A 12,223-nucleotide genomic window follows, 5' to 3' on the forward strand; every position below is an offset into this window, starting at 1 on the left:
GTGGTCTCAGGCGGCGCGAACCGTGTCGAGGAACCGGTCGACTTCGTCCTTCAGGCGATTGCTTTCCAGCGACAGCGACTGCGCTGCAGCCAGCACCTGGGTCGATGCGGAGCCAGTCTCGCTGGCGCCGCGATTGACCTCGGTGACCTCGCTGGCGACCTGGGTGCTGAGCTGGGCCGACTGCTGGACATTGCGCGCGATCTCCTGCGTCGCTGCGCCCTGTTCCTCGACCGCCGCTGCGATGGCGGACGAGACTTCGGAGATCAGCGTGATGGTCGAGCCGATCTCCTTGATGGTCTCGATCGTCTCGGCACTGGCCGCCTGCATGCCGGCGATCTGCATGCTGATTTCGTCAGTGGCCTTGGCGGTCTGCGACGCCAGCGCCTTCACCTCGGCGGCGACAACGGCGAAACCGCGGCCGGCGTCACCGGCGCGCGCGGCCTCGATGGTGGCGTTGAGCGCCAGCAGGTTGGTCTGTTCGGCAACGGCGGTGATGAGCTTCACGACGTCATCGATGCGTGCAGTGGCCTGCGTGAGTTTGACAATGCTTTCATTGGTCTTCTCGGCCTGCAGCACGGCGGTCGAAGCGATACGGTTCGATTCATGAACCTGGCGGCCGATTTCATTCACCGACGAGGTGATTTCTTCCGTTGCCGCGGCCACCGACTGAACGTTGCTCGACACCGTATGCGATGCAGACGCTGCCGAGCCCGACAGCGTCATGGTGATATCCGACGTGCGGGTCAGCGTGGTGGCAGAGGCTTCGAGTTCGGTCGAGGCCGATGACAAGGAGCCCACCAGTTCGCTGATCATCGACTCGAAGTTGCTGGTCGCCTTCGTGATGGTTTCTGCACGGGCGGCCTTGATGGCGGCCTCGGCACCGGCAGCCTGATCCGCAGCACGCTTGGCGATGAGGGCGTCCTTGAAGATCTGCAACGCGCTGGCGATACGGCCGATCTCGGTGCTTTCGCCCTGATGCGGAATGACGGCCTCCAACTGACCATCGGTCAGCTGGCCCATTGGCTTCAGGATCGAGGCGATGCCGCCGGAGATGTCGCGCACCAGATACATGGCAGCGCCGAGGCCGAGCACGACCGAGGCGCCGAGGATGATGACCATCATCCAGATGGCGTTGGCATAGGTTGCGTTGGCATTGCTGCCGGCCACTTCGGCGCCCTTGTCGTTCAACTCGACGAGCTTGGCCAATGTGCCGTCCATGGCGCGGCCGGTCGGAACGACCTTCTTGGCGTTGATCTCTTTGGCTGCCGCCACGTCGCCCTTGTTGGCGAGGGCCTGGACGTCGTTGCCGGCGGCGATGAAGGCCTTCCATTCCGCGTCAAGCTTATCGGCCAGTTCGCGTTCGGCTGGCGACGATACCAGCGGGGCGTAGGCCTTCGCGGCCTTGTCGAAGTCAGACTTGCGGGCGGCGAGGTTCTTGTCGACATCCGGACGGTCGGCGTCGGCCACGATCAGATGGTCGCGCAGCACTGCGCGATACCGCGCCGACTGAACGCGCATTTCGCCGATCCAGCGGACGCTGGGGAGCCACTGCGTCTGGATATCCTGGGTTGCTGCGTTGATGGCTCGCATCTGCATGAAGGCGAGGGTGCCGATGCCCGCGATCACGACGAAGAGAAAAGCAACAATGACAAACAGCTTGGTACTGATCGAATATCTGGCGAGCACGAACATATTCCTCGGCGGTTCTAAGGCTGCGACGCCGGTCAGCCGAAATGGCGGCTGCCTTGGGTTGCGGCAGGGCAAGAAGCAGCAAGTTCCAGTTGAAGAGCCTGCCTTCAAAACGGGCAGGATTCACAACACGACAGTGAACGGCGGTCGTCAACGTTCAGTAAATTTTGACGCAAATACCACTTTAAGTGATTGAGTTTGGTGCTGAAATACCGATGCCGCGCACTTGGTTACTTGGCGTGCGCGATCTAAGGTAGTTGATTATTTCTTGTACAATCATGTAGTTCCCGCATTGCGGGAGATTTTCTTATCGCCTGATTGCGATTTGAAATGAGGATCTCAAATTTCCCGTCTGGACCCCTCGCATGACGCAGTCGCGGCCCGCAAATTCGGGCGATCTGATCGCCGAGCTTTGGTTGCCGCGTCGGATGCGGTCGGGTAAACCCTGCGCTTCGCGCCTGATCGCGAACCCGATTCCGCCCTCTGACGTATTTCCAGGATACCCATGCATCGCTACCGGTCTCACACCTGCGGCGCGCTCCGCGACAGCCATATCGACCAGACCGTTCGCCTGTCGGGGTGGTGCCATCGTATCCGCGACCATGGCGGCGTGCTCTTCATCGATCTGCGCGACCATTACGGCCTGACGCAATGCGTCGCCGACCCGGACTCGCCGGCATTCAAGGTCGCCGAGACGCTGCGTTCGGAATGGGTCGTGAAGATCGACGGCAAGGTGCGTCGTCGTCCCGGTGGCACCGAGAATGCGGAACTGCCGACTGGCGATGTCGAAATCTATATCGATGCCATCGAGGTACTTGGCCCTGCGGCCGAATTGCCGCTGCCGGTGTTCGGCGATCAGGACTATCCGGAAGACATCCGGCTGAAATATCGCTTCCTCGATCTGCGCCGCGAGAAGCTGCATCAGAACATCATGACCCGCGGCGCCATCGTCGACTCGATGCGCAAGCGGATGAAGGAGCAGGGCTTCTTCGAATTCCAGACGCCCATCCTCACCGCGTCGTCGCCGGAAGGCGCGCGCGACTTCCTGGTGCCGTCGCGCATTCATCCCGGCAAGTTCTACGCGCTGCCGCAGGCACCGCAGCAGTACAAGCAGTTGCTGATGATGTCGGGCTTCGACCGCTACTTCCAGATCGCGCCATGTTTCCGCGACGAGGATCCGCGCGCCGATCGTCTGCCGGGCGAGTTCTACCAGCTCGATCTCGAAATGAGCTTCGTCGAGCAGGAAGACGTGTTCGCGGCCGTGCAGCCGGTCATCGCTGGCGTGTTCGAGGAATTCGCCAAGGGCAAGCCGGTCAACAAGGACTGGCCGAAGATCCCTTACGCAGAGTCGCTCCGCAAATACGGCACCGACAAGCCGGACCTGCGCAACCCGATCGAGATGCAGAACACGGCGGAGCACTTCCGCGGCTCCGGCTTCAAGGTGTTCGCGCGCATGCTCGAAGACGACAAGAATCAGGTCTGGGCGATCCCCGGTCCCGGTGGCGGCAGCCGTGCATTCTGCGACCGCATGAATTCCTGGGCGCAGGGCGAAGGCCAGCCGGGCCTCGGTTACATCATGTGGCGTGAAGGCGGTGAGGGCGCTGGTCCCTTGGCCAACAACATCGGACCGGAGCGCACTGAAGCGATCCGTCAGCAGCTCGGCCTGAAGGCCGGCGATGCCGCGTTTTTCGTCGCGGGCGATCCCGAGAAATTCTACAAGTTCGCCGGTCTCGCACGCACCAAGGTCGGCGAGGAGCTCAACCTGATCGACAAGGAACGCTTTGCGCTGGCCTGGATCGTCGATTTCCCGATGTACGAGTACAACGAGGACGACAAGAAGGTCGACTTCTCGCACAACCCGTTCTCGATGCCGCAGGGTGGCATGGATGCGCTGACAGGTCAGGATCCGCTGACCATCAAGGCCTTCCAGTACGACATCACCTGCAACGGCTACGAGATCGCGTCGGGCGGCATCCGTAATCACAAGCCGGAAGCAATGGTGAAGGCGTTCGAGATCGCCGGTTATGGCGAGGAGACGGTGGTCGAGCGCTTCGGCGGCATGTATCGCGCCTTCCAGTACGGCGCACCGCCCCATGGCGGCATGGCGGCAGGCGTCGATCGTATCGTGATGCTGCTCTGCGGTACGAACAACCTGCGCGAGATCTCGCTCTTCCCGATGAACCAGCGTGCTGAAGATTTGTTGATGGGCGCGCCGTCAGAGGCTTCGCCGAAGCAGTTGCGTGAAGCGCATATCCGTCTCAATCTGCAGGACAAGTAGTCCGGCAAACCAACAAGAAGAAACGCCCTTCTACCTAACTTTTGTTTTATGACGCGCGGGAGCACGCATGTCTTCTTCATCTTCTGACGATCTCTCGCGCGCGGCGCTTGCCTATCATCGCCTTCCCAGGCCGGGTAAGCTGGAAATCCAGGCCACCAAGCCGCTTGCCAACCAGCGTGATCTGGCGCTGGCCTATTCGCCGGGCGTGGCCGCGCCGTGTCTCGCGATCGCAGCCGACCCCAATGAAGCGGCGTCGCTGACCTCGCGCGCCAATCTCGTGGCTGTCGTCTCCAACGGCACGGCCGTGCTTGGTCTCGGGAATATCGGCCCGCTGGCCTCGAAGCCGGTGATGGAAGGCAAGGCGGTCCTCTTCAAGAAATTCGCCGGCATCGACGTGTTCGACATCGAGATCGCCGCCGACACCATCGAGCGCGTGGTCGAGGTCGTCTCGGCACTGGAGCCGACCTTCGGTGGCATCAACCTTGAGGACATCAAGGGTCCGGAATGTTTCGAGATCGAGGCGCAGCTTAAAGAGCGGATGAAGATCCCGGTGTTTCACGACGATCAGCATGGCACCGCCATCATCGTCGGCGCCGCGATCAAGAATGCGCTGCTGCTCAACGGCAAGAACATCAAGAACGTCAAGATCGTCTGCTCGGGTGCTGGCGCTGCGGCGATCGCCTGTCTCAATCTTCTGGTGTCGCTGGGCGCGCAGAAGAAGAACATCTGGGTCTGCGATATCGACGGTGTCGTGCATGAGGGCCGCAACACCCTGATGGATCGCTGGAAGGCGGTCTATGCGCAGAAGACCGATGCGCGCGTGCTGGGCGATGTCATCGCCGGCGCCGATATTTTCTTGGGCGTCTCCGCTCCGGGCGTGCTGAAGCCCGAGATGGTCAAGGCGATGGCCGACAAGCCGCTGGTGATGGCGCTGGCCAATCCGACGCCGGAGATCATGCCGGACGAAGCGCGCAAGGCACGCCCGGACGCGATGATCTGCACCGGCCGGTCGGATTTTCCGAACCAGGTCAATAACGTCCTTTGTTTCCCGTTCATCTTCCGCGGTGCACTCGATTGTGGTGCGACGGCGATCAATGAGGCGATGAAGATCGCTGCCGTCGATGCCATCGCGCAGCTTGCGCAAGACCCGCCGTCGGATGCTGTGACCGCCGGCTTCGACAACGAGACGCAGGGCTTCGGTCCGGGGTCGCTGATCCCGAGCCCGTTCGATCCACGCCTGATCCTGCGCATCGCACCGGCCGTCGCCAAGGCGGCGATGGAATCCGGCGTGGCCTCGCGCCCGATCGCCAATTTCGAGGAATACACCGCAGGTCTCGAGCGTTTCGCATTCCGCTCCGGTCTGGTGATGAAGCCGGTCTTCGCGAAGGCAAAGACCCAGCCGGTGCGCGTGATTTATGCCGAAGGCGAAGACGAGCGCGTGCTGCGCGCCGTGCAGGTGGTGCTGGAAGAGAAGCTGGCGCGTCCGATCCTCGTTGGCCGTCCGTCGGTCGTCGAAGCCCGCATCAAGCGGTTCGGTCTGGCGATCCAGGCCGGCCAGGATTTCGACCTGATCAATCCCGAGGACGATCCGCGTTATCGCTCTTACGTGCAGTCCTATATCGACGTGGCCGGCCGTCGCGGCGTGACGCCGGATGCGGCGCGCACGGTCGTCCGCACCAATGCGACGGTGATCGCCGCGCTCGCCGTGATCCGCGGCGAGGCGGATGCAATGATCTGCGGCGTCGAAGGCCGCTACATGAGCCATCTGCGCCATGTGCGCGAGATCATCGGCTTCCTGCCGGGCGTCAGCGATTTTGCAGCGCTGTCGCTGATGATCACCAGCAAGGGTGCGCACTTCATCGCCGATACGCAGGTGCGTCCCAATCCGAGCGCGGAAGAACTCGCGGAAATCGCGGCGCTCGCTGCCAACCACGTGCAGCGCTTCGCCATGAAGCCGAAGATCGCTTTCGTGTCGCATTCTGACTTTGGCAGCTACGATACGGACTCTTCGCGCAAGATGCGCCGCGCCGCAGCATTGCTGCGTGAGAAGCATCCGGAAATCGAGTCCGATGGCGAAATGCAGGGCGACACTGCGCTATCGGAAGCAGCCCGCAAGATCGTGCTGCCGCATTCGAAACTCGAGGGCTCGGCGAATGTCCTCATCATGCCGACGCTCGATGCCGCCAATGTCGCTTATCAGATGATCAAGACGCTGGCGGATGCGCTCCCGGTCGGCCCGATCCTGATCGGCCCGGCGCGTCCGGCGCATATCCTGACGCCGGGGGTGACAGCGCGTGGTATCCTCAACATGACGGCGGTGGCGGCTGTCGAGGCGCAGGAGCGGGCTGGGCGTCCGCAGGCGAGCCTGTTCGGCTAGCGCGTTCAGTCAGCCTCGCGCTGTGGCTGGATGCTTCCCGGCCATTGCGCTTTTGGATAGTTCGCCGATCTGAAAGACATCGCGACAAATGGATGACGGCAACGAGGTCATCCATTTGTTCGTTTGAAAAATGTGGTGGAATGATCATACTCGTCATGTATTTCGACAAGTATTCATTGCAGTCCAGCGAGGCCGACCAATGCCAGCGTTTATTACTTTCGGGCGCATTCTCTTTGCAGTGATCTTCATTGCGTCCGGCGCATCCAAGTTTCTCGACCTCAGCGCAACAGCAGATGCGATCGCGAATAAGGTTATCCCGACGATCCCAGCGGTCGTGACGCCCTATGCGACGCAGCTCGAAGGGCTGGTGAGCATGGAATTGAAGCAGATTCTTGCAATCGCCGTTGCGACACTGGAACTGGTCGGCGGTATCCTCGTCGCGCTGAATCTGGGCGCGCGCTTCTTCGCCCTGGTGCTGGTGCTGTTCGTGATGGCCGCAACGTTCTACTTCCACGACTTCTGGAACCTGACAGGCCCTGAGGCCAAGAACCAGATGATCCACGCGCTGAAGAACCTGTCGCTGATCGGCGGCCTCTTCATGATCGCCGGTATCGGCCGCAGCGCGCGGCTGCCGGGCGGCTACAACGAAGTATAGTCCTCGCTCAGGACACCCGCCGCCAGGCCGTTACTGTGACTTCATGCGCGGAGTCGAGGATCTGGACCTCGCTCGCTTGCAGGCCGTGACTGGAGAGAATGTCCTGCGGTGATCGTTCGGGGACGCCGGGAAAGCATCCCTCGCCGCCGGGCAGGCGGACATGCGGCGCCTGCGACAGCCAAAACACGTCGATGCGATCAAAGAACATCTCGAATACGCTGGGGCCGCCGATGACGGCGACGGTGCCGGCATGAACGCCAGCATGCGCGCAAGCGTCTTCGAAAGATGCGCCGGCCGGATTCCACAGCGTGGCTTTGTTGTTTTCGGGATCGGGGCCTATGGCAGCGATGCTGCGGCTGACGATGATGCGCTTGCGCTTCGGTGAGTTCGGCTGATCCTCGAACGAATGCCTGCCGTGCACGATCAGGTCGGCACGGTCGAGACCTGCGGTGAAAAAGGCGAGGTCGCCGGGAAATTTGAGGGTATCGGGCATCACGCCACTGGCGTCGGCGAGCATGCCGTCCGCCGAGACGATGACGTAGCCGTTAAAACGAAATGCGGGCATCAGGGGCGTCGACGCGTCCTCATTATTCCGAGATCGTCTGGACGACGCTGTTCACAGGACGGCTGCTGACCGTCGGCAGTTTGGCGTCCTTGACGATCGCTTCATCATAGGACGCGATGGTCTGCACGGGCGCCTTGGCACGCATATGCACGACCTTGTAGCCACCGGCCTTGAGCTTGCGCAGCAAGGTCGGCAACGCTTCGGCGGTGTGCTTCTGGAAGTCGTGCATCAGGATGATACCCTTGCCCAGCTTGTCGAGCTTGGTCATCACATTGGTGATGACCTGTTCGGACTTGCGCGTCTTGAAGTCGAACGAGTCGATGTCACAGGAGAAGATCGCCATGTTGCGCGTGCCCAGATAGGTGACGATTTCCGGCGGGTGCTGCAGCGCCGGAGCGCGGAAGAACGGTGCTGGGGCTGAGCCGAGTGCCCACTTCACGGCGCTGAAGCCTTTCTCGATTTCATCGATGCGCTGCTGCTGGGTCAGTTTCTTGTTGGTCAGCGCGATATGAGCCCAGGTGTGTCCGCCGATGGTATGGCCGGCCGCAGCGACCTGTTTGAGCACCTCCGGATAATAGGTAGCGTGCTTGCCGATCGGAAAGAACACTGCCTTGACGCATTCGTCGGCCAGCGTCTTCAACACGGTCGGCGTCGTAGTCTGCCACGGGCCATCGTCGAAGGTCAGCACCACTTCCTTGTCGCGCAGGAAGTCGAGCTGCTTGAAATGTTCGAAGCCAAAGCCCGGACCGCCCGTCGTGTCGATCTCGACCACACGGCTGACGCCGAGCGCATCGGGATTGGCGCAGGTCGATTTGGCGGGAGCAGGTGCAGCCGCGGGCGCCGGTGGCGGCGCGGGCGTTGCCGCGGGGGCGGGCGCTGGGGCTCCGGCTTTGGGCGCCTGCGCCTGTGCGCCTGCTGCCCACAATGAAATAGCGCTCGCAAAAATCAGACCTGCCGCACTGCGCATCACGTCCCCCTTGACCTGCGACCAGCGTCGTCAGCGAGGTGGCCGGGCTGATCCAGATGGTCGTGACCGCAATTCTAGCGCGATTTCAGGCGGTCCCGCTATGGCAACGGACCTTATCCCCAGTCAGCGCCTGGATCGATATTGAACCGCTCAAGCCGCGGTCAGGGCGCGTCCGACGGCGGTCTTGATGCGTGTGTCGGTCGGTTCGAATTCCGAGGCGAAGGAGTCGGTGAGATAGCCATCGCGGCCGACCAGATATTTGTGGAAGTTCCACCGCGGCAGGTCGCGCGGCCGTGCCTCTGCCGCCCATTTGTAGAACGGGTGCGCGTTCGGTCCCTTCACGATTGTCTTGGCCGCCATCGGGAAGCCGATGCCGAAATGCCCCTCGGCAATGTCGGCGATCTCCTTGGCGCTGCCCGGCTCCTGTCCGCCGAAGTCATTGGAGGGCACGCCGACGATCATCAAGCCGCGCTCGCGGAACTCGGTCCACAATGTCTGAAGCCCGGCATATTGCGGGGTGAAGCCGCATTGCGAGGCGGTGTTGACTACCATGATCGGGCGGCCGGCATAGTCGGCAAGTTTGATGTCGCCACCCTTGAGGCCGGGAAACGCGAAGCCATAGGCGGTCATGCGGCTCACGGCGCCTTGCGCCGAGGCGTGACGCGCGACCGCCACGGCACTTGCCGCGCCCAATACCGTTGTCAGTATCTGCCTGCGATTGATCATCGCCATTCGTCGTAGCCCAGCCTGTTTCGCGAGCAGAGTAGCGTCATCTCCGAGATGACGCACTCAACAAGCTGTTACAAGGCCGGAGTGAACGAGGCTAGCGCAGCGGCACCACGAATTCAGTGCCCTGGCCGGTCTCGCCGCCGGCGGCAATGCCCTGATCGGACACCACGATGGAGCCGCCACTCGCGAGCGCTTCGGTGATCTGGGCCATCGCGTCCGCGGGGATCGTCAGGCGGTCAAGCGCCTCTGCGGCGCTGTTTGGCAGCGGACGGGTTTTCACCTCAACCGCACCAGTGGATTTGCGGCGACGCGAAACATTGTCGTCTTCGTCCGCGCGACGCGGGACGGCAGGCAGCGAGACTGCGGTCCAGTGAAATGCCTTGGCATCATCCTTGTCGGTGCGGGCGGTAAAGACGTGAGTGCCGAGCGGGCGATCGCTGGGCTTGATGGCGATCGGCGTCTCGAACAGCGGCGCGAAATTCTGCCGCACATAGAGCTTGCCGTCCTTGCCGCTGACCAGCACGGCAATCTGGCCGGACCGCTTTGGCGTCGCATCGGCGGCAGGCATCTCGGCCTTGGCTGAATCGGCGGGGCGCGTTTCGTCCTTCTTGACGTCGGGTACGCTGGCGGCGACCGGCGTGACGTTATCTTTCGCGATTTCCGCCTTCGGTGCTTCCGTCTTGGCAGGTTCAAGCTTGGCTGGCGCTTCCGCGACGGTCTCTTCAGATTTGACCTCGGGGGTCGGCAGTTCGACGACTTTGGCAATGGCGGCGTCAAGATCGCGGCGCGTCATGATCTCGGGTTCGGCGGCTTTGACGGCGGTTTCGACCTTTGCAGATGTGGCGTCCGACATCACAGTTGCTGGCGCCGGTTTTGTCATCGCATTGCTGGCATCGGCGGTCTGGGTCTTGTCCTGAGTCTTGGTGCGGTCGGCGGCGGATGGCCTCAGACCGAGGTCTTGGGGCTTCGCATCTGCCGATGCCTTATCAGCCTTGGGCGACGCCTGGACGTCTTGAGGCGCCGCTGCCGCGACCGGAACCAGCTCAGGCTTCTGAGCGGCGAGCAGGGGATGCGAAATTTCCGCAGGCGAGATTTCGCCGGGCGCGATGATCACGCGGGCACCCATGCGGGTCCAGCCCCAGATTTTGGTCGCAAAGGCCATCGGCATGCGGATGCAGCCGTGGGACGCCGGATAGCCTGGCAGCGCGCCGGCATGCAAAGCAATGCCCGACCAGGTGATACGCTGCATGTAAGGCATCGGCGCGCCGCTATAGATGTTGGAGCGGTGCCATTTGTTCTTCTGGATGATGCTGAACACGCCCATGGGCGTCGAATGGCCGCGCATGCCGGTCGAGATCGGCGTTTCCGCGAACAGGCCGTTGGCGTCGAACACCCGCAAGGACTGTCGCTCGATCGAGATGGCGATCACCAGTGGGCCGACCGGCTTGGTGTGTTCCTTGACCTGTTTCTCAAGTCTGGCGCCAAGGCGCTTCAGCTTCTTCTGGCGCTGCTGCGGTTGCGGCGCCGGCGGTTCGATCTCCCGCATGATCATCGGGTTTTCGTCGGTCCAGAACACCGCGGCGTCCGCAGGCGCCGCCACGGTCATGCCGGCCACGGCGACCAGCGCGATCCGCAGGAAGCTGCCGGAAAAAATCGTGCCGCTCAGAAAACGGCAGTTGTCTCCCGGTTCACGCGACAATTGAAATGCACCCACGTCCAATATCCTCGAATCCATCTGAAAACATTAGTCTCGCAGGCGCGAGATGGGTTCACCAGCATGAGTGATCTGGCTACCGCTGAGTCGGGATCAGCCTAGCAAAAAAGCCTCACATTGAATTAACAGAGGGGCATCCTGGCTTCCGAATCCGGTTGGAATGCCTACATATTCTGGATCGGTCACGGAGAGTTGCATGACGTTTAATGGATCTGGCGGGCTCACCAAGATGTTGCGGCGCGGCGTCCTGGCGCTTTCGGCATTCGCGGCGTTGGCAATTGTCCCGGCGCAGGCTGCGGATGAACCGGATCTGATCTTCCGGCGCTCGACCGTGTTCAAATGGCTCAGCCCGAACGACAAGCTGGCGACCTATGGCGTCGACGACCCCGAAGTCGACGGCGTCGCCTGCCACTTCACGGTGCCTGAAAAGGGCGGCTTCAAGGGCTGGCTCGGTCTGGCCGAAGAAGTTTCGGACATCTCGCTCGCGTGCCGGCAGATCGGTCCCATCACGTTCAAGGCCAAGAGCGATCAGGGCGAGGACATGTTCCGGCAGCGCCGCAGTCTTTTTTTCAAGAAAATGCAAATCGTCCGGGGCTGCGACGCCAAGCGAAACGTGCTGGTTTACATGGTCTATTCGGACCGGATCATTGAGGGTTCGCCGAAGAACTCGACGTCATCAGTTCCGATCATGCCCTGGGGGCAGTCAGACGTTGCCGTCCAGAAATGCGGCGACTTCATCAAATAAGCGATCTATCGGCCGCTAGAACTTAGCCGTGCTTCGCTATTCAGCGGAGTGGGTGACGACGCGTTTCGTGCGCAAGCGGTCCCATGACTGCTGCGGCTGCGGGTCACGATAGCCCACGAGCTGGACTAGCTGCTGCGGATAGCACTCGTTGCCGTGCGAGCCGTAGCCCTGCTGCGACATGGCGCCTTGGCATTTGGCGCGCGCGTGTACCGTGGAGATCAGTGGCCGTCCGGGGGCGCTGATCGGGGTATCCTTGCCAACGTCGTTGTTGCCAGTTCCCACGACTGCATTCCTTCTCTTCCAAGTGAACAGAAACGCGCAGTCGCCTGAAAAGGTTGCATACGCTCTCCTGAAGTCGCTTTAGCTGCGTTTAGGTTCAGTTTTGTTAAGGGCGTGCGACAGCCAGACGAACTTTCGAGACATCCTTTCCAAGGCGTTCTTTTCGAGCCGTTCGCATAGTAACCGCCCGGATTGTGTCGTCGGATGGGCGCGACGAAACAATTG

Annotated in this window: 10 protein-coding genes; 5 read left to right on the forward strand and 5 right to left on the reverse strand. The window is 61.8% G+C overall.

Features of this window, described 5'->3' with window-relative positions; genetic code table 11:
• Positions 1–6 precede the first annotated feature (6 nt).
• A complete protein-coding gene (locus AC1DUY_RS00340) occupies positions 7–1,686 on the reverse strand; it encodes a methyl-accepting chemotaxis protein (RefSeq protein ID WP_478111558.1) in 1,680 nt (559 codons plus the stop codon).
• Here AC1DUY_RS00340 and AC1DUY_RS00345 point away from each other — a divergent pair.
• The 4 genes from AC1DUY_RS00345 to AC1DUY_RS00360 all read left to right on the forward strand — a co-directional run bounded on the left by AC1DUY_RS00345 (position 1,658) and on the right by AC1DUY_RS00360 (position 6,999).
• Positions 1,658–1,885 carry a hypothetical protein gene (locus tag AC1DUY_RS00345; protein ID WP_478111560.1) on the forward strand — a complete coding sequence of 76 codons (228 nt, stop codon included), beginning with the start codon at positions 1,658–1,660 and terminating at the stop codon, positions 1,883–1,885. The genes AC1DUY_RS00340 and AC1DUY_RS00345 overlap by 29 nt on opposite strands.
• A gap of 309 nt (positions 1,886–2,194) precedes the next feature.
• Positions 2,195–3,967: an aspartate--tRNA ligase gene (aspS, locus tag AC1DUY_RS00350; protein ID WP_478111562.1), complete on the forward strand. Its 1,773-nt coding sequence runs from the start codon at positions 2,195–2,197 to the stop codon at positions 3,965–3,967.
• A 67-nt stretch (positions 3,968–4,034) separates the two neighbouring features.
• Positions 4,035–6,344 (forward strand): NADP-dependent malic enzyme, encoded by a 2,310-nt coding sequence (locus tag AC1DUY_RS00355; RefSeq protein ID WP_068731100.1) that lies wholly within the window; start codon positions 4,035–4,037, stop codon positions 6,342–6,344.
• A 199-nt stretch (positions 6,345–6,543) separates the two neighbouring features.
• Positions 6,544–6,999, forward strand: coding sequence for a DoxX family protein (locus AC1DUY_RS00360; protein WP_478111565.1), 456 nt, complete (start codon positions 6,544–6,546; stop codon positions 6,997–6,999).
• 7 nt (positions 7,000–7,006) lie between these two features.
• Here AC1DUY_RS00360 and AC1DUY_RS00365 read toward each other — a convergent pair whose 3' ends face one another.
• The 4 genes from AC1DUY_RS00365 to AC1DUY_RS00380 form a co-directional block, all read right to left on the reverse strand.
• Positions 7,007–7,564 (reverse strand): dihydrofolate reductase family protein, encoded by a 558-nt coding sequence (locus AC1DUY_RS00365; RefSeq protein WP_175366116.1) that lies wholly within the window; start codon positions 7,562–7,564, stop codon positions 7,007–7,009.
• Between the two features lie 22 nt (positions 7,565–7,586).
• Positions 7,587–8,531 carry a polysaccharide deacetylase family protein gene (locus AC1DUY_RS00370; RefSeq protein WP_231080493.1) on the reverse strand — a complete coding sequence of 315 codons (945 nt, stop codon included), beginning with the start codon at positions 8,529–8,531 and terminating at the stop codon, positions 7,587–7,589.
• Between the two features lie 150 nt (positions 8,532–8,681).
• Entirely contained in the window at positions 8,682–9,257 is a 576-nt protein-coding gene (locus AC1DUY_RS00375; RefSeq protein WP_478112396.1) for a glutathione peroxidase, read from the reverse strand.
• Positions 9,258–9,354: 97 nt separating this feature from the next.
• A complete protein-coding gene (locus AC1DUY_RS00380) occupies positions 9,355–10,974 on the reverse strand; it encodes a L,D-transpeptidase (protein WP_478111567.1) in 1,620 nt (539 codons plus the stop codon).
• Positions 10,975–11,203: 229 nt separating this feature from the next.
• Between AC1DUY_RS00380 and AC1DUY_RS00385 the strand changes: the two genes are divergently transcribed.
• Positions 11,204–11,719 carry a CreA family protein gene (locus AC1DUY_RS00385; protein ID WP_120292570.1) on the forward strand — a complete coding sequence of 172 codons (516 nt, stop codon included), beginning with the start codon at positions 11,204–11,206 and terminating at the stop codon, positions 11,717–11,719.
• Positions 11,720–12,223: the final 504 nt, after the last annotated feature.

Source organism: Tardiphaga sp. P4_G1 (assembly GCF_056401215.1).